Raw genomic sequence first — 17,710 nt, 5'->3', positions numbered from 1 at the left:
ACTTTTCATGACGGCGCAAGCTTCGACCAAGATCCTTTGACCCTTGCACTCGCCAACCGAGCTACTCGCCATTCTCTCTACTGAAAGCGGGCTCACTGTCTCCGCCTAGTTTGCTGCTCCGTACACCACATCCGGGAACCCTGGCAGTCATTCCATGATCGCCAGCGACCTGGAGAACTTATGCGTGTGTTCCTGTGCGAGAAGCCCTCCCAAGGTAAGGACATCGCCCGCGTGTTAGGCGCCAGGCAACGCGGAGCTGGGTGCTATAGCGGCACCGGACTCATCGTCACCTGGTGCATCGGCCACCTGGTCGAGGCGGTTCCGCCAGAAGGCTACGGTGAGCAGTACAAACACTGGAGGCTCGACCAACTCCCCATCATCCCTGAGCAATGGCGTGTCGAGCCCAAGCCGGCAACCGCCGCGCAGTTCAAGATCGTCAGACAGTTCCTCGCCAAGGCCTCCGAACTGGTAATCGCCACGGACGCAGACCGTGAGGGCGAGATGATCGCCCGCGAGCTCATCGAGCTGTGTGGCTACCGCGGTCCCATCCAGCGACTGTGGTTGTCAGCCCTCAACGATGCCTCCATCCGCAAGGCGCTGAGTACACTCAAGCCAGCGAACGAAACGCTACCGCTGTACCACTCTGCGCTCGCCCGCGCCCGGGCGGACTGGCTGATCGGCATGAATCTGAGCCGACTGTTCACCCTGCTCGGTCGGCAAGTCGGATATGACGGTGTGCTGTCGGTTGGCCGGGTGCAGACACCAACGCTGAAGCTGGTGGTGGATCGCGACCGTGAGATCGCGTGTTTTGTCTCCGCCCCCTACTGGGCAATCGATGTCGAGCTGTCCCATGGCGGAAAGAGCTTCATCGCGACCTGGACGCCTCCCAATAGCACGGTGGACAAAGCCGGCCGCTGCCTGCAGCCGACAACGGCACAACAGGCCTACGAGCGCCTTCGCACAACTGGCAGTGCGACCGTCGAGTCGGCCGAGACGGAGCGCGTATGCGAAGGTCCACCGCTGCCGTTCGACCTCGGGACGCTTCAGGAGGTGTGTTCCAAGCAGCTGGGGCTGGGTGTCCAGGAGACGCTGGATATCGCGCAGGCCCTGTACGAAACGCACAAGGCAACGACCTACCCTCGCTCAGATTCAGGCCACCTGCCCGAAAACATGCTCGCTGAAGCGCCAGCGGTTCTTGCAGCCCTGCTCGCCACCGATCCCGGCCTGCAGTCAGTGCTTGGCCGCCTGGACAGGGCACAGAAATCTCGCGCCTGGGACGACAGCAAGGTAACCGCTCACCACGGCATCATTCCGACGCAGGAGCCCGCCAATCTGTCGGCCATGAGCGAAATGGAACTCGCGGTCTACCGCCTGATCCGCGGGCATTACCTCGCGCAGTTTCTGCCGCACCGCGAGTTCGATCGCACAGAGGTACGGCTGACCTGTGCTGGGCAACAGCTGATTGCCGTTGGTAAACAGGTTGCCGTAATGGGTTGGCGCGAAGCGCTGGCAATGCCCCCAGAAGAGGACGCGCAGACCGAGGAAACGGCACAGCGTCAAGTGCTGCCGCCTTTGCATGCTGGCACTTCTTGCCAGGTCAACAAGGTCGACCTGAAGAGCTTGAAGACACAGCCGCCCAAGCCCTATACCCAGGGTGAACTGGTCAAGACCATGAAGAGCGTCGCCAAGTTCGTCACCGATCCGCGCCTGAAGCAGAAGCTCAAGGAGACTGCGGGTATAGGCACCGAGGCGACGCGTGCCAGCATCATCAACGGCCTGCTCGGGCGTGGTTACCTGCTGAAGAAAAGTCGTGCCGTGCGCGCATCCGGTGCCGCCTTCACGCTCATCGATGCAGTACCTGCGGCGATTGCTGATCCTGGCACTACAGCACTCTGGGAGCAGGCGCTGGATATGATCGAAACCGGGCAGATGACGCTGGAGAGCTTTATCTCCAGACAGGCCTCATGGGTGAGGCAACTGGTCCAGCAGTACCGCAACAGCACGTTGGCCATCCTGCTACCCAAAGCCCCCACTTGCCCCCAATGCAAGGCACCGATGCGCCAACGCACCGGCAAGAATGGCGCGTTCTGGTCATGCAGTCGCTACCCAGACTGCAAGGGTTCCCGCCCCATCGAGCAGCCGACAGCCGGACAAGGCTCGCCACGTACGAAGGTCACGCGCTAAGACTTCCTGAGCCCCTCTGTCGTGCCAGTATTCGGTACTGCGGCAGACGTCCCGCCGGCCCGGTGGGACCTCCCAAGCACACCTTCCCTTCCGCAATGGTGTGCCCCCGCCAGCCTGCAGCTGTCTCTGTGCGGTGCGAAGGTCACTCCTCCGAGAATCGCGGAACGCCCCTTCAGCTGATCAGTCTCTTCCGTTGCCCGCGATGGGTCCCCTGGCACCTTGCCGAATTACCAGCGAGTTGCCAGGAGACCCATCCGGGTCAAACGGTAATCGGTGCCGGCGCCTACCGGCGAAACAACGGGTTCCTTTTGTGCGCGGATGCGTGCCGAAGGGTATCGGCCCCAGCCACGACACGGGCCGAGTGCGATTGCTGCGACAACGGATGGCTTTGACGACAGCCAGACCGTTCAACCAGCCCACTGTGGCGACTTCCTCAAACGCCGGAGGCACAGCCTTCGGCGGCCTTCTCCTGCCGCTCACGCAACCAATTGAAGGCGCAGCCCAGTGACCGACAGGAACCGGACACGCCCACCTTCCGATAATTCCACGACACGCCAGACCAGGTTCCCCAGTCTTGCCGCAGGTATCGCTGCTCGTCAGCGTCCCCGGCAACCAAGGTCTTCAAGGTTGCGCTACGTCCCGTAGTGACCACAGCCGTCCGCCCGCATCGCCTTTGCGGACATACGCCAGCCCTCGGCGTCGATGCCATCTACTTCCGCGCCTCAATCATCCGCAGCGCCCTCGCGCTGCCCCACGGGCCTCTTCTTTCACGCCCCTTCGGGCCCTCAAGCAGGAGCTACGCCATGAGTACGATTCGTCTCAAGACCAACCAGCATCAGTTTATCGCCAACCTGCGACATGCCTTCACCCCGGCCTCCATGCTGGGTGAGCTGCTGCAGAACGCTCGCCGGGCCAAGGCTCAGCACATCGAGGTCATCGTCGACAACAACACGCTCATCGTGCGCGACGACGGTACCGGCATTGCCGACCTGCAAACCCTGATCTTCATCGCCGAGTCCGGTTGGGACCAAGAGCTGAAAGAGCGGGAGAACGCATTCGGCCTCGGTGTCCTGTCGACCCTCTACTTCGCCGAATACCTGTCGGTACATTCGCGCGACCAGGCCTTCCGCGCGGCCACTGCAGCCATCATCCACGGCGATGCCATCGAGGTTCATCCCGCCATACCGCGCCTCGGTAGTGAAATACAGCTGGAGGGCGTGCAATCACCGCAGGCTACGCTCACCTTGTCGCAATGGGCAGCGGCACAGCTAGAGCGTCTATGCGAGGCATTCCCCGTGCCCATCTCGTTCAACGGTGTCGACCTTCCTCGACCCTTGGCCGACCCCACCTTGCCCTGGCTTGAAACAGCCGTGGGTAAGGTTCTACTCAACCTCGCCCCCCCTCCGTCACGGCGGCGCTGCTTCCTTCAGGGGCTCCCCCTTGGCGGCCGTTACTCGACCGATCCCAGGCAGCAGGTCGTACTGTTGCGCGATGACATGATCGCTCGCCTGCCCGATCGCCAGCACCTGCTCAACGAAGAGACGGACAATCGGCGGATACGGGACGCCATCAACGCCGCCTACCGGCAGGCACTGTTCGAAGCCAAGGAGCAACTGTCGGGCAGCGACTTCGTGTCGTCGTATGCCGAGACCTGCCTGTCATCCTCGAATGCGGACCTGCTGAATGACGTCCCCTTCGTGCCCCGTGCATGGTTCCGCAACTGGGAGGGCGAGCCACCTGGCTATCGTCGCTTCTGGGACCATCATCCGCTGAGTGGGATCGTGACCCGCCTGGAGCTGGAGGAGAAAGGCGTCTGGTCCATCGAGAGCGATGGCCGCGAGGAGTGGGCAGCGGAAAGCTACCTCGCCGCGCGGCAAGCCTTCCTGCTGGAAGAACCTCGTCTCGATGAACAGCACTGGCTGCGGCAGGTACGCCGAACCACCACATCTGATCAGGTGTGCGTCCACCATGGCGCCATACTCTATCGCGAGGACGCGCCTCCTTTGGCCGAGGCCCTCGAACTGGTCCTGGTCGAAGCGCTGAGCGTCAGCTTGAAAGGTGAGCCAGGCCAGTACCCGGTGAAGGCACTCCGCCAGGACGATACGCTCTACCTGACACCGAGCGCCGACTGCGTGACGCCACTCGTATCCGACTACATCTTCGATGATCGATACGACGAGGATGCCGAAGTGGAGGATGACGAGACGCTGTCGACCTTCATCGCCGTAGGCTGCTCACAGGTGCCCAGTGAAGTCGTAAAAGCACTACTACCTCGCGCGCTGCGCTTCGCCTCCCAGCCCAAGCTCGCCAAGGCAGTAGTTCGACTGGTCTTCGATAGCGAAGGGAAACTGCTGGAGGTGAAATCCTGACCGCGGCCATGAACGCTCCTTCGGGAGCGTTCTCTTTTCCGTTGATCACCAGCAGCGCCAACGCTGCCTGCCCATTCAATCAGAGCCCCACCGGCTTCCGATTTTCCACTGACTCGGTTCGCACCGCCCTGCGGATGAGAGTCTACTAAGTACTGGTAGCCCGTCAGATCAACTGGCAGGCACTCATGTTCCCTATCTCTTCGACCGCATCACTGTCCACGCCGAGCCCTGGCTCTGACCCGCTAGGACAAATGCCCGCCACTCCAATTACATTATCGCGCCGACTACTAGCAGTATGTTTGGATGATCTGATCGATCAAAATAGCCCCTCACCCCACTGGAGATTCTCTGCTAGGGTGAGTGCAGGAGATGGCATTCCTCCTCATAACCGCCCCCGTGCTGATGATGCCTACATGACCCCGGACGAGACCGTCCCCGGAGGAATGGATCATGTCATCAGCCACACAGCTGCTTTCAGGCCCCTCCGCGGTCGATCTGCTCAGCACGGATATACAGTCCGGCAAACTCCACAGCATCCTCTTCCCCCGCGTGCAACGGCCATCTCTAGCCAGCTCGCGCCCATATTCCCTCAGCCTCAGTCAAGCGGTCGACACCATCACCGCGGACCGCTACGAGCACGACTTCCAGCCCTTCTCCTCCCCCCACCTCCACAACTTCGCCGACAGCCTGTACCGGGAACAGCCCGAAGATAGCCTACTCCTCCTTGTCGAACGCAAGGACGACGGCGGGAGGACCTTTCGCATCGTCGAGGGCACCCCGTTGGCGATAGCATCCGGCACCGACCTGTATGCGTAAGTCTTCAGCGAGCCAGCCTGAGCCCGGACCCGGCGTGGCCTCGCAGCCATCCGGCGGATCGCAGCGTGCCGCCCTGCGCTTCATCCTGCTGATGGGCGTGCTGAGCTTCTTCGCCGACTTCACCTACGAAGGCGCGCGCAGCAGCATCGGGCCGTACCTGGCGACGCTGGGGGCGACAGCCACCATGGTCGGCGTGGTCACCGGCCTCGGCGAGTTGCTCGGCTATGGGCTGAGGCTGGTGTCGGGCCGGCTCGCCGACAGCACCGGGCAGTTCTGGCCCATCAGCATCGTGGGTTACCTGCTGCAGATGAGCGCCGTCCCAGCACTGGCCCTGACCCACGACTGGCCCAGCGCCGCCGCACTGATCGTGCTGGAACGGGTCGGCAAGGCAGTGCGCAACCCACCACGCGACGTGATGCTGGCCCAGGCCGCCAAGCAGGTCGGAGGCTACGGCTGGACGTTCGGTATCCACGAGGCTCTCGACCAGTTCGGCGCCATGCTCGGCCCCCTGCTGGTGGCGGCGGTACTCGCCCGCCAGGGGGACTACCGCAGCGCCTTCGCCCTGCTGCTGGTGCCGGCCGCGCTCAACATCGGCCTGGTGCTGCTGACGCGCTGGCTCTACCCGCGCCCCCAGGACATGGAGAACGAACCAGGCAACCCGGCGCAACACAACGGCCTGCCACGCACCTACTGGTTGTACTTCTGCGCCGCCCTGCTGGTGGCGGCCGGTTTCGCCGACTACCCGCTGATGGCCTACCACTTCAGCCGCACCCACAGCGTGCCCACACAGTGGATAGCAATCTTCTACGCGGTGGCGATGGGCGTGAGCGGCTGTGGCTCCCTGCTGTTCGGCCGCCTGTTCGACCGTTACGGCTTCAAGGTGCTGGTCGGCCTGACGCTGGCGAGCAGCGCCTTCGCCCCGCTGACGCTGCTCGGCGGCTTCTGGTGCGCACTCTGGGGAGCGGCGATCTGGGGTATGGGCATGGGCGTGCACGAATCCATCATCCCCGCCGCCGTCGCCCCCATGGTGCCCAGCACCCGCCGTGCCTCGGCCTTCGGCCTGTTCACCGCCGGCTACGGCATCGCGTGGTTTGCCGGCAGCAGTCTCATCGGCATCCTCTACGATCACTCGCTGGCGGCGACCGTGGCGTTCTGCGTGCTCAGCCAGTTGGCAGCCGTTCCAATCCTCTGGTACGTCGGCCAGCAGATCGGGAATCTGGCCCCAGGCGACGACCGCTACTCGCCACCAGCACCACCGTAGCAAGGCCCCTCAACGTCCGGCAGTACCGGACATCCGCGCCAACGCTCCAGTACCGGCGATCATCAGTACCGCCGCCAGCAGAAAAGCGAGTACGGGCGAAACGGAGGTCCAGAGCAAACCGACAGTAGCGCTCGAAACGAACTTCGCCGTACCGTTCACCGTGCCGAGCGCACCGTAGCTCAGAGCCAGTGTTTCCGGCTCCACCATGTCGGCGGTCACGGTGGACTCCAGGGCCTCCTGCACCGACACGTATAGGCCCGCAACGGTGAAGAGCAGCACCAGCAATGGCACGCTGTCCAGCCGCGACCAGAAGGCCAGTGCTGCCAGCAACGCCGTCAAGCCCCCCAGGGCATACCCTGCGACAAGCACCGGTAGCGAGCCCAACCGATCCGCCAACACACCGATGGGATAGGACGTCAGGACCTGGACCAGGTTGCGCCAGACATACAGCAGGCCGGCGACCTGAGCCGCCTGGACCACACCCAGCGTGCTGCTGAGCAACTGCGTGGCGGCGAGTATCAACAGGCTGTGACTGAAATCACCGACGCCGAACAGACCGACCGCCCCGAGGTAGCGCTTGAAGCGCAGAGGCAGACCCTTGAGGGTCTGGAAGAACTTCAGCTCGGGGTTCGCGGAGTGCTGCGGATCCTTGACCAGAGTCAGGAACGCCAGCACGGCAAGGACGCCGGGAATAACGCTCAGCCACAGCACCAGCCGGAAGGGGCCGCTCGCATCGCTCCAGGGGAGTTGTTGAGCCCACCCCAACAGGACGACGCCAAGCAGCGGGCCGATGACTGCACCCAGCGTATCCATCGCCCGATGGAAACCGAAGGCACGGCCTCGGGTATCGGCGGTCACCGCCTGGATCACGATGGCATCGCGCAGCGGACCGCGCAGCCCCTTGCCGAACCAAGAAACCAGCCGGCCGACGAGGATCAGCGGCCAGCCTAGCGCCAGGGCCAGCAGCACCTGCCCGACCGGCGTCAGCCCGTAGCCGACCAGGACCAGCAGTTTGCGATGCCCCAGTTTGTCGGCGATGTAGCCGGAGAACATCTTCGTGTAGGCAGCCAGAGCGTCGGCGATCCCCTCGATGGTACCCAACGCGGCGGCAGGCACCCCGAGCACCGCCAGGAACCCTGGCAGGATCACGGTGGTCGTCTCGTAGCAGAAGTCGCCCAGGGCGCTGGTCAACCCCGCCCCCGCGACGGTTCTGTTGAGCCAGGTCGATCGACTTGTACTGCTTTGAGGGATGTCGTTTTTTTCCAAGGGGCGTTCTTGAGACTGGCTCATCATGCGATCTCGATGGTAAGGAGCACGTAATCCCAGCCGCTGCACTAACGTCGGCGGAATCATGGTCAAATCTCGAATGTCGCCAGGACCGGATAGTGATCGGAGGCACTGTCGGTGGCAGGTGTACGAATCACTTGATAGCCGACGGCCCTACTGGCGAGGGCTGGTGTAGCCAGAACGTAGTCACACCGCATCTGCGCGAACTCGGCGTTGGTGTATGCCGCCGTTGGTACCGTGGGTGTCGGCGCTGGCTGGAGAAGGTGCCCTACATCGACCCAACCAGCCGTTTCGAGCGTTGCAAGTACCGTCCTGTCAGCGTGACGCCCATCTCCGGCGTAGCGAATACGGTGATGGGCAGCCAGCAGATCGAATCCCTGCGGCTCCGGATCATGCGGAGACGCCGAGTTGAAGTCCCCTGCAAGGAGCCGATACTCACCGGGGATGGCCTGCACGGCCAGATAGGCAGCCTCACGGCGCCTGACATCCACGCCATTCGGGCACAAATGAACACTCGTCAGATGCAGGCTTTGCTCGATCCCGGGCAATGCCACCCTCAGAGACGCAACGCTGTGATGAAAGTTGGACGGATCGCTCTCGAACGAGAGCGGCCTCAGAGGTTGCCGAATAAAGATCGCAAGATGCTGCCCTGTCCTTGGAGCCAGGGCCAAAAAGCCTCGCATCTGAAACAGGTGCTCCATGTCATACAACCAGTTCCCCCCGTTCGCATCGAATCCACGGGCCTCCTGCATCAGGAAGACATCGGGTTCCAGCTCCCGCACCAAGCCGATCTGTGCCGCGGCCCGACGGGCATCGGCACCGTCACGGCCGGCGAATAGGGTGTTGTACGTCAGCACTTTCAACTGCATGGAGCACCTCTTTCAGGTCATCGGTTTTCGTCCTGCGCCTCGAACACGCGCTGGGCGTAGGTATCCAGTAAGGTTTCGCAGTGCTGCAGGCGCTGCTCCGCTTCCACTAGCAGTGGCGCGCCGTAGAAATCCAGCTTGCGGATCTTCTCCAACCAGCTCTGCAGCTTCTTCAGGTCGACGTCGTTCTCTTCCAGCTCGGCGTAGGTGAAGTGGCAGGCCGCGGTTTCCTTGGCGATCTCCGCCTCGAAGTCATCGCACTTGTCGAGCAACTCGCGGTATTCCTCGTCACGATCGGCCTTGAAGCGGCCGACGACCTTGTCCTCCTGCAGCCGGTCCAGGGCGACCGTTTCCAGGATTACCGAGTCACCCGCCATGGCATCGATCTCATGCTCCAGCATCTTCAGCTGGCGCACGTGTTCGTCGTTCTTGGGCAGCAGGCACACACCGTTCTGCAGGTACACAGCGCCCATGCCCTTGAGCTTGCGCCATAGCGCTATGCGCTTCTTGGCGGGCTCGGAAGGGACCTTGTAGGTGAGGAGGAGCCAGTTCTGGTTCGTCATGACGTGCAATCCTAATGTTACGACCGTTACATTTTAAAGGAATGAAAAAATATAAGCTTATGGTTACAGCTGGAGAGAAAGATAGAAACGGATTTTGTCCAGCTTGACGACATGAGGGGGTTGTACACCTGCGATCGGCCACCTAGGGGGTTTTCCCGGAAGAGGTAAAAATGCTAGTTTCCGCGGCAGGAGATGGCATTCCTCCTCATAACCGCCCTCGTGCTGATGATGCCTACGTGAACCCTGGACAGGGTGCGTAGGCGCGCGACCTGTCTTTCCCGCCATCAAGGACAGGACCGTGAAGCCAGCCTCCCATCTCGTACGCACACATCTTCCGGCATCACCCACTTCCGCCTGGCAACATCTCCCCTGTGGAGATCGCTCGGCATGCTGAGATCCATTGTCGCTATCGCCCTGGGAGCATCGCTGGGTGCCTTACTGCGCTGGATTCTCGGCCTGCAGCTCAACGCCCTATTTCCCACCATCCCGCCAGGCACCTGGGCTGCCAATCTCATCGGCGGCTACATCATCGGCATGGCCGTGGCCTTCTTCGCCGCCAACCCAACGCTCAGCCCCGAGTGGCGCCTGCTGATCGTCACCGGCTTCTGTGGTGGTTTGACCACCTTCTCGACCTTTTCCGCGGAAACCATGGCACTGCTCCAGACCGGCCGCATGACCTGGGCGGTGGGTGCCATCGCTATCCATGTACTGGGCTCGCTGCTGGCCACTAGCGCGGGATTACTGAGCTACTCCCTGTTCAACGGACGCTGATGGAGACGCAACCATGCAAGGCTACTTAGTCACGCTATTCACCCAACAAAGCCGCCAGCACGGGGGCAAACCTACTGCCGACTGGCTGATCGAGCTTTCGCAAAGCATGAACATCAAGGGCGCCACTCTGGTGGTGGGCGCTGAAGGCTACGGCCATGCCGGACGGCTGCACTCTTATCATTTCTTCGAACAGGCCGACCAACCGATGGAAATCTGCCTGGCCGTCTCCGAGGAAGAGTGCGAACGTCTGTTCGAACGTCTGGAGGCCGAGGACCTCGCCCTGTTCTACGTGAAGACCCCGGCGGAAATGGGCACCGTGGGCAAACACAAGGCCGAGCGCGACAACCCCCACCTGGCGATTACGGAGACCACGATATGAGCTTCACCGACCTCCCCGCCGGCAAGGACGTCCCGGACGACATCTATGCCGTGATCGAGATTCCGGCCAACCACGCGCCGATCAAGTACGAACTGGACAAGACCAGCGGCCAACTGTTCGTCGACCGCTTCCTCAGCACGCCGATGTTCTACCCGGCCAACTACGGTTTCATTCCCGCCACCCTAAGTGAGGACGGCGACCCGCTGGACATCCTGGTCGTCGCCCCCTGCCCGGTTGCGCCCGGTACGGTATTGCGCTGCCGCCCGGTCGGCGTGATGTACATGACCGACGAGGCCGGACCGGATGCCAAGATCATCGCCGTGCCCCACGACAAGCTCAGTCCCCTGTACAGCAACGTGCGCCAGTGCAGCGACCTGAGCGATCTGCTGCTCAAACAAATCCAGCACTTCTTCGAGAACTACAAGACCCTCGAACCGGGGAAATGGGTGCGCATGGAACGCTGGGGCAGCCTGGACGACGCCCGCGAGGAAATCCGCAAGGCGGTGGCGGCCTATGGAGAGGCGCATTGAGCAAGGTTTTCTCACTGGCTGTACCCCGGACCGGGCGGCACCTGCCCGGCCTGATGGAGGCCGGCTACCTGCTGGCCGGACTGCTCGCCGGCAGGCTCTTCGCCCAGTCGCCCCTCGGCCTGGCCGGGTTGGTCCTGCTCGGCATGCTCCTGGCCTGGCTGCTGGTGCAACGGGCCGCGCCCGGCCGCCGCCAGCTCGCCGGCGTGCTGTACTTCTGCGCCGGGGTCGCCGCATGCTCCGCCAAGCTCGCCGAGATCATCGGCATCTACCAGCAGGGGCAACCCTACCTGGCCCTCCGGGAACTACCGGAGCTGTTCATCTGCGTCGTGCTGCCCCCCTTCATGGCCATGACCCTGGTGATGCTGGTGCACCTCGTGCTCAACGACTGAACCCTGCAAGACAAGAAAATTTCCGATTAGCCGACAGGACGCACCATGCTCGATTCTCGCTGGGAAACCTCTACCCACGGCCGCAACATGGCCGGCGCTCGCAAGGTCAGCACCGCGTTCAAGGCCTACGTCCTGCTCGCCACCAGATCCGACAAAGACGCCGTGCGCAACAAGGCGCTGCTGGAGGACTGATGCCCCGAAGGCCCCGGGTTTCTTGCAAGCCCGAGAGCCGGTGATAGAGTTTTCACAGGAGATGGCATTCTCCGTTAACCGCTGACGCCGTCAGCTAATGATGCCTACCGAACTCGCGAAGGCGGGAGCGGTAGGCATTTTTGTATCTGCCGCCCCACTTCGTTCAGGTAGTCCCCTCGCCAGTCGCGATTCGCCATAGAGCACGCGCTGGTCCAATACCTGGAGGTAAATGTGGGAACCCCTCTGCATCATGAGCCTGATCTTGCTTGGTCCTCGTCAGTCACCAGTGTCGTCTCCGATGACCTGGAAGCCTTCCTTCAGCAGCTTCCCGATCAACACATCCTTCTAAAAGTCACCTATCCCACGGCGCTCAATATCGCCCGTGAACAACAAGAGCACCTCGCTCGGTTGTTGTTCACCCAGGGGCTGAAGCGCTCCGCCCTGCTAATCGAAAGCGCCGCCCGCTACCTGGTGTTCTCGGAGCCTCGCGAAGCTTGGGACACATACTGCTGCCTGCGATATGCCAGCTTGGCCATCGGGGTGAACATCTATCGCGTTGGTTTCTACCGGGAGGCGCTAGTTGCACAACGCGCCCAAGCCCTTGCAACGACATACGCAACCGAAAGCAACACACCCGCGATGCCGATCGACGACACGAGGAGCCTGGTATGAGCGAGATTCTGGGAACCCCGTCAGTGGAATCGCAGCCCAGGGAAAATCCGGAACTGCGCGAGTTCGCCGCCAAGCTATTGCACAAGGCCGACATCCGGATCAACGGCGAGCGCCCCTGGGACATGCAGGTGCTGCGCCCGCGCGTGTTCGAGCGCGCGCTGGGCCAGGGCAGCCTGGGGCTGGGCGAAAGCTATATGGACGGTGACTGGGACGCGCAACACCTGGACGAGTTTTTTCATCGCCTGCTGCGCGCCCGGCTCGACCGCGAAGTGCAGCCCTGGCGCCTGCTCACCCACGCCCTGCGTTACCGCCTGCTCAACCTGCAGAATGCCAGGCGCGCCTGGCAGGTGGGCCGGCGTCACTACGACCTGAGCAACGCGCTCTACCAGGCCATGCTCGACCCGCGCATGACCTACAGCTGCGGCTACTGGGAAACGGCCACCACCCTGGAGCAGGCCCAGGAAGCCAAGCTGGAACTGATCTGCCGCAAGCTGCGGCTGGAGCCGGGCATGCGCCTGCTCGACATCGGCTGCGGCTGGGGCAGCCTGATGGCCTATGCCGCCCAGCAGCATGGCGTGGAATGCGTGGGCGTGACCGTCTCCCAGGAGCAGGCGAACTGGGCCAGCGACCGCTACCGCGACCTGCCCGTGGAGTTCCGCCTACAGGACTACCGCACCCTGACCGGCAAGTTCGACCGCATCGCCAGCGTCGGCATGTTCGAGCACGTCGGGCACAAGAACCACCGCGCATTCATGCAGGTGGCCCAGCGCTGCCTGGCCGACGACGGCCTGTTCCTGCTGCACAGCATCGGCAAGAACGAACGCCGCGCCCGGCCCGATCCGTGGATCGACCGCTACATCTTCCCCAACGGCGACCTGCCCTCCATCGGCCAGGTCGGCGACGCCGCGGACGGCCTCTTCGTGGTCGAGGACCTGCACAACTTCGGCGCCTACTACGACCGCACGCTGATGGCCTGGCACGCCAACTTCGAAGCCGCCTGGCCGCGCTTCTCGGCGCTGGGCGAGCGCTTCCGGCGCATGTGGCGCTACTACCTGCTGTCCTGCGCCGGCGCCTTCCGCGCCCGCGACATCCAGCTCTGGCAGTGGGTGCTGTCCAGGCGCGGCGTGGCCGGCGGCTACCTGCGCCCACAGTTGTAAGCGGACGGCAGAAACGCGATGGTCTCGCACCGCAGTAGCGAGACCGTCGACAGCTTCATCGTCGACCTCAATGCTCGGCAGCATCGCCCACGATGCCGGCCGCCTGACCTTCGTCCTTGGGTTCACTTTTGCCGGCAGCAACCGGCAAAAATAGAACATTCGCCAACGTCCTAGTCGCGGGCACTGCATTTGATTCGGGCATACCAGGAAAGCTAGCCAAGAAGGAGGCCGGCAGGACTCTTGAAAATACCCACAGTGCCCATCTTACGAATAGGATTTCCATCGGTTTCCGATTCACGCTGGCCACCAAGAGCCCACCTCTGCACTCTCGCCCCCATGATCTGCTGATCCCTCATCAGCGACATGCCAGGCAATCACGGTCTCTCAGGTTGCCGCGTAGCATCAGCTGCGTGACCAAGCCCGTTCGTATCGCATCCTTCACGCGAACAGCCACCATCCGGTGGTGGATGCCGACCTTCCTCAACCCGCCGCGGGGTTACGCCCCCCGCCCAGGGTCAGCGTGTCTCCGCCGTCTTGTCCTCAAGCATTGGAGACTCGCCATGAACGACACCTCTTCCGAGCAGAAGTCGTACTTCGATATTCATACCTCCGGCATCGGCTACCTTCAGCGTGTCCGCGAGGTTCCCGTCAAGGGCGGCCGTAAAGCCCAGCCATTCCTGGCCTGCACCATAGCCGCACTGGTCGGGCCTGCCAGGGATCCCATCCTGCGCTACTTCGATGTGCGCGTCTCCGGCGCCGAAGCCAAGAAACTGGTCCAACCCTACCTCGGTATCGAAGATCGTCAGCAACGACCGTTGATTCGCTTTCGCCTCGGCGATTTGTGGCTCGATCCGTTCCGTCGTCCCTCATCGGGGGAACCGGCAGCCAGCATGAAAGCCCGCTTGCTCAAGGCTGAACTGCTGGACCGCAGCGTGCTGCGAGATATCGAGCAGCATGAGCTGCACACCAACGGCATCGGCTATTTGAATAATCCCAGGATGCTGTCGAACGACGGCGCCCCGTTCATGTCCTGCTCCCTCGCGGTATTGGCCGGCCCGACTGACAGTCCCGAGTATCGCTACATCGAGACCGTCGTCGCTGACGACAGCGCCCAGGAATTGCTCCAGCGCTGCGTCCAGGCCGTTGAAGCCAAGCAGAAGGTACTACTTGCCTTCAAGCTCAACGACATGCGAGCCGAGGCCTACAACCGCACCAAGGGCGAGCATGCCGGTGAAGTCGGCGCAAGCCTGAAGTCAAAGCTGATCCACGTGAGCCTGATCAAGATCGACGGGCAGCAAGTCTATCCCTCTCAATCCGACGCCCCTGAAACCGAAACGATCGACTCTGTCCCGACAGACAGTGATGGCTCACAAACCGACGCGCCCTCCCAGGCGCCTGAAGCCCCCTCACTAGCGGCTTCGTTCTAAGCCACAGGCCTTCCAAGCCTGCTTTCCTCCCCTGCCCCGTGCCCCGGCACCTCGGTGTCGGTGGCATGCCCGGGCTACCTCCTGCGCTGCAATCAGCCCACGTCCAGGGCTCTCGTCATCCCTCACAATCGCCCCAAGGTTCTGCCTCGGCGGGCGACTGTGCATTACTCCAGGAGAACGATCATGCAACTCGCCTCTCATTTTGCGCCCCAGTCCCCGATCCTGCGCGCGAACCATCCGCTCTCGGATGATCAGATTCGCTCGGTGGCCCCTTCCATCTTTGCGGAAACACCGCACGAAAGTCGGTCCGAGCGCTACAGCTACATTCCGACCGCTACCATCCTCGCCGAACTTCGCCAGGAGGGCTTCGAGCCCTTCATGGTGTGCCAGACCCGAGTGCGCCATGAGGACCGCCGCGAATTCACCAAGCACATGCTGCGTCTTCGTCATGCCAGCCAGATCAATGGTGACGAGGCCAACGAAATCATCCTGTTGAACTCGCACGACGGCACCAGCAGCTACCAGATGCTCGCCGGCCTGTTCAGGTTCGTCTGCCACAACGGCCTGGTCTACGGCGACACCGTGGCCGATGTTCGAGTGCCTCACAAAGGCAATGTCGCCCAGCAGGTGATCGAAGGGGCGTACGAAGTCTTGCAAGGCTTCGAACAGGTCCAGGACTCTCGTGACGCCATGCGCGCCATTACTCTCGACGCGGATGAAGCAGCGTTGTTCGCCCATTCCGCCCTGGCGCTCAAGTACGACGATCCCAACAAGCCGCAGCCAATCACCGAGGACCAGGTGCTCGCACCAAGGCGCTTCGAAGATCGGCATGCCGACCTCTGGTCGATCTTCAATCGGGTCCAGGAAAACCTCGTCAAAGGCGGTCTTTCCGGTCGTGCAGCCAACGGCCGCCATCAACGAACCCGGCCAGTCCAGGGCATCGACCAGAACGTCCGCCTGAATCGCGCGCTTTGGCTGCTGGCCGAAGGCATGCGCCGGCTCAAGGCCTGAGCGTCAGCAACACCATTCGCACCGCAGTAGCGGCATCAACTCACCCGCCGGGGTACCGCCCCCTCGGGGAGGTCTCCGGCCATTTACTGGAGATCTCATCATGGGTTGGTTCTTCTCTCCCCGATCCCGCTCCGAGTTGATCGCGGAACTGGTTGAACCGCAGGAAACCGAGCGCGCAAGCGCCAAGGTCATTGCTCACACACTGCGTGGCAACGTCCTGTGGTCCGTCGTCGAAGTGACCGCCAAAGTGGAAGGAGTGTCCCCGAGTCTCGCTCCTGGGCAATCGCTCCGCTACATCCGCTGCGACCTGCTGCAGCGGCATGGCAACGAATGGGGCTACAAGCCCTTGGACGAGTCGATGCACCCTTACTACTACACATGCCCACTTCGCTATCTGGAGCTGGCACCCGAGCAGTCCAGGGAGTGGCGCGAGCGAGTCCGTGCCTATCACGCGCGGCGGCGTCAGCCCAAAGCCTCGGAAACGGCTCCAGCGACCTGAGATGTCCACGGCATCTTTCCACCGCCCAGGAATCGGCAACATGGAGATTCCCCTTGTTCGCAGATAGCTCTTCGCAGAATGGTGATGCTCCCGGCTAGACCCAGCCGGGAGTCATCCCATGCCCATCACGCAATACATCTACCGTAGCGCTCTGCTGCTGGCCGCTCTGGTGTCGGGATGCTCCGCCTCTTCTCCGCCATCGGCACCGGCACCAGTGGCAACAACAAAGCAAGTACCACGGCAGATTCCGGTCGGGCGCTATGGCCGCTACACCCTGGTCGAACTGGCACCAACGGCTGCACAACAGGACCTCTTGCAGCAAGTAGTCGACCTCAGCATCCCCGGCACACTGCATGCCAGTGTCGGTGACGGCCTACGGCATGCATTGCTCCGCTCCGGCTACCAGCTCTGCAATACGAGCGAAACCCACCTCTTGGACAGCCTGCCGTTGCCGGCACCGCACTATCACCTGGGCCCTCTGCCCCTACGCGAGGCGCTGCTGACGCTGGTCGGCCCTGCCTGGTCGATGCATGTCGACGACAGTACCCGCCACGTCTGCTTCACCCACGCGAATCAGTCAGGAAAACCTGCTGCCCAGGTAACTCCCAGCGCTCCATCGGCATCAGCTATGGAGACGCGACCATGATCCTGCCAAGGCCAGAACAGCGCCGTCCCCTCCGACTGATGGACATGATCGCGGTCATCTGGCTGTTGTCGCTCACCACGGTCCTGGGGATCGAACACAGGACGCAGGCTCGACTCGCTGCACAGCTCAATACGCGCGCTACGGCACAGCAGGTCGAGGCGTTGCATCAGCAAGTAGCCCACCTCAGCCAGCTGATCGACGAGTATCAACCGCCGTCGGATGTTCTTTCCCTATCCCGTTACGAAGCAGACAGCCAGGCCTTCGGACAGCGGCTGAGAATCCTTGAGAAATCACTCGACGGTCACTCCGCAGCAGAAAGCCTGCTGCCATTGCAGGCCCGCCTTGAGCAGTTGGAGGGACAGCTGGCCGCGCAACGCGCCACGCCTCCAGTCGTAGTCCAGCACCACCGACCAGCTCCGCCCAAACCACGGAAGTCCAAAGCGCCGTTCCAGATAGTTGGCCTCGAGCAACGAGCAGGCGAGCAGTTCCTTCTTCTGCTCCCGATCAACACGCCAAACGACAGTCTCACTCGACTACAACTGCTGCATCCCGGAGAGGAAGAAGCGGGCTGGCGGCTGGAGCGCATCGCAGGCAGCACCGCCCTCTTTCGACATGGCGACGACACCCGACGCCTGCCGATCCCTACCGAGCCCACCCAATGAACCGCTGGGACAGCGCTTCCCGGGTGATT

General features: G+C 62.5%; 19 protein-coding genes and 3 riboswitches. Of the genes, 16 read left to right on the top strand and 3 right to left on the bottom strand.

Annotated features, from left to right (window positions below):
- Nucleotides 1-180 precede the first annotated feature (180 nt).
- From PcP3B5_RS12835 to PcP3B5_RS12820, 4 genes are all read left to right on the top strand, one after another.
- A complete protein-coding gene (locus PcP3B5_RS12835; protein ID WP_061561467.1) occupies nucleotides 181-2,184 on the top strand; it encodes a DNA topoisomerase III in 2,004 nt (667 codons plus the stop codon).
- Between the two features lie 803 nt (nucleotides 2,185-2,987).
- On the top strand, nucleotides 2,988-4,553 hold the full coding sequence (locus PcP3B5_RS12830) for an ATP-binding protein (RefSeq protein WP_061561466.1): 1,566 nt from the start codon (nucleotides 2,988-2,990) through the stop codon (nucleotides 4,551-4,553).
- A gap of 356 nt (nucleotides 4,554-4,909) precedes the next feature.
- Nucleotides 4,910-4,972: riboswitch (Fluoride riboswitch) on the top strand.
- A gap of 31 nt (nucleotides 4,973-5,003) precedes the next feature.
- Nucleotides 5,004-5,369: a hypothetical protein gene (locus PcP3B5_RS31980; protein WP_061561465.1), complete on the top strand. Its 366-nt coding sequence runs from the start codon at nucleotides 5,004-5,006 to the stop codon at nucleotides 5,367-5,369.
- A gap of 34 nt (nucleotides 5,370-5,403) precedes the next feature.
- Nucleotides 5,404-6,630, top strand: a complete 1,227-nt coding sequence (locus PcP3B5_RS12820) for an MFS transporter (protein WP_203228548.1) — start codon at nucleotides 5,404-5,406, stop codon at nucleotides 6,628-6,630.
- A 9-nt stretch (nucleotides 6,631-6,639) separates the two neighbouring features.
- Here the strand turns inward: PcP3B5_RS12820 and PcP3B5_RS12815 are convergent, their stop codons facing one another.
- From PcP3B5_RS12815 to PcP3B5_RS12805, 3 genes are all read right to left on the bottom strand, one after another.
- Nucleotides 6,640-7,896 (bottom strand): MFS transporter, encoded by a 1,257-nt coding sequence (locus PcP3B5_RS12815; RefSeq protein ID WP_237143090.1) that lies wholly within the window; start codon nucleotides 7,894-7,896, stop codon nucleotides 6,640-6,642.
- Nucleotides 7,897-7,985: 89 nt separating this feature from the next.
- Entirely contained in the window at nucleotides 7,986-8,786 is an 801-nt protein-coding gene (locus tag PcP3B5_RS12810; RefSeq protein WP_061561464.1) for an endonuclease/exonuclease/phosphatase family protein, read from the bottom strand.
- Between the two features lie 17 nt (nucleotides 8,787-8,803).
- Entirely contained in the window at nucleotides 8,804-9,346 is a 543-nt protein-coding gene (locus PcP3B5_RS12805) for a Chromate resistance protein ChrB (protein ID WP_061561463.1), read from the bottom strand.
- A 179-nt stretch (nucleotides 9,347-9,525) separates the two neighbouring features.
- A riboswitch (Fluoride riboswitch) is annotated at nucleotides 9,526-9,588 on the top strand.
- A 145-nt stretch (nucleotides 9,589-9,733) separates the two neighbouring features.
- Here PcP3B5_RS12805 and crcB point away from each other — a divergent pair.
- The 12 genes from crcB (at nucleotide 9,734) to PcP3B5_RS12755 (ending at nucleotide 17,681) form a co-directional block, all read left to right on the top strand.
- Nucleotides 9,734-10,117, top strand: coding sequence for a fluoride efflux transporter CrcB (gene crcB, locus PcP3B5_RS12800; protein WP_061561462.1), 384 nt, complete (start codon nucleotides 9,734-9,736; stop codon nucleotides 10,115-10,117).
- Between the two features lie 13 nt (nucleotides 10,118-10,130).
- Nucleotides 10,131-10,496 carry a DUF190 domain-containing protein gene (locus PcP3B5_RS12795; protein ID WP_061561461.1) on the top strand — a complete coding sequence of 122 codons (366 nt, stop codon included), beginning with the start codon at nucleotides 10,131-10,133 and terminating at the stop codon, nucleotides 10,494-10,496.
- The gene (gene ppa, locus PcP3B5_RS12790; RefSeq protein ID WP_061561460.1) at nucleotides 10,493-11,026 is read left to right on the top strand and encodes an inorganic diphosphatase; all 534 of its coding nucleotides are present in this window, start codon (nucleotides 10,493-10,495) and stop codon (nucleotides 11,024-11,026) included. Before PcP3B5_RS12795 ends, ppa begins: the two co-directional genes overlap by 4 nt.
- The gene (locus PcP3B5_RS12785) at nucleotides 11,023-11,415 is read left to right on the top strand and encodes a hypothetical protein (protein ID WP_061561459.1); all 393 of its coding nucleotides are present in this window, start codon (nucleotides 11,023-11,025) and stop codon (nucleotides 11,413-11,415) included. Before ppa ends, PcP3B5_RS12785 begins: the two co-directional genes overlap by 4 nt.
- A gap of 45 nt (nucleotides 11,416-11,460) precedes the next feature.
- A complete protein-coding gene (locus PcP3B5_RS31820; protein ID WP_160336928.1) occupies nucleotides 11,461-11,607 on the top strand; it encodes a hypothetical protein in 147 nt (48 codons plus the stop codon).
- Between the two features lie 48 nt (nucleotides 11,608-11,655).
- A riboswitch (Fluoride riboswitch) is annotated at nucleotides 11,656-11,721 on the top strand.
- A gap of 117 nt (nucleotides 11,722-11,838) precedes the next feature.
- Complete coding sequence (locus PcP3B5_RS12780; protein ID WP_061561458.1) at nucleotides 11,839-12,279, top strand: hypothetical protein; 441 nt, start codon at nucleotides 11,839-11,841, stop codon at nucleotides 12,277-12,279.
- Nucleotides 12,276-13,436: a cyclopropane fatty acyl phospholipid synthase gene (gene cfa / locus PcP3B5_RS12775; RefSeq protein WP_082816308.1), complete on the top strand. Its 1,161-nt coding sequence runs from the start codon at nucleotides 12,276-12,278 to the stop codon at nucleotides 13,434-13,436. Before PcP3B5_RS12780 ends, cfa begins: the two co-directional genes overlap by 4 nt.
- A 560-nt stretch (nucleotides 13,437-13,996) precedes the next feature.
- Entirely contained in the window at nucleotides 13,997-14,863 is an 867-nt protein-coding gene (locus PcP3B5_RS12770) for a DUF3577 domain-containing protein (protein ID WP_061561457.1), read from the top strand.
- A gap of 183 nt (nucleotides 14,864-15,046) precedes the next feature.
- Complete coding sequence (locus PcP3B5_RS12765; protein WP_061561456.1) at nucleotides 15,047-15,874, top strand: DUF932 domain-containing protein; 828 nt, start codon at nucleotides 15,047-15,049, stop codon at nucleotides 15,872-15,874.
- Between the two features lie 100 nt (nucleotides 15,875-15,974).
- A complete protein-coding gene (locus PcP3B5_RS12760; protein ID WP_061561455.1) occupies nucleotides 15,975-16,373 on the top strand; it encodes a hypothetical protein in 399 nt (132 codons plus the stop codon).
- A 118-nt stretch (nucleotides 16,374-16,491) separates the two neighbouring features.
- A complete protein-coding gene (gene pilL2, locus PcP3B5_RS30640) occupies nucleotides 16,492-17,019 on the top strand; it encodes a PFGI-1 class ICE element type IV pilus protein PilL2 (RefSeq protein ID WP_082816307.1) in 528 nt (175 codons plus the stop codon).
- Nucleotides 17,016-17,681 (top strand): type II toxin-antitoxin system HicA family toxin, encoded by a 666-nt coding sequence (locus PcP3B5_RS12755; protein WP_061561454.1) that lies wholly within the window; start codon nucleotides 17,016-17,018, stop codon nucleotides 17,679-17,681. Before pilL2 ends, PcP3B5_RS12755 begins: the two co-directional genes overlap by 4 nt.
- Nucleotides 17,682-17,710 lie beyond the last annotated feature (29 nt).

The sequence above is a fragment of the Pseudomonas citronellolis genome, assembly GCF_001586155.1.
Taxonomy (GTDB): domain Bacteria; phylum Pseudomonadota; class Gammaproteobacteria; order Pseudomonadales; family Pseudomonadaceae; genus Pseudomonas; species Pseudomonas citronellolis.
Note: the sequence above shows the minus strand (reverse complement) of the source record. Positions and strands in the feature narration are given on the sequence as shown.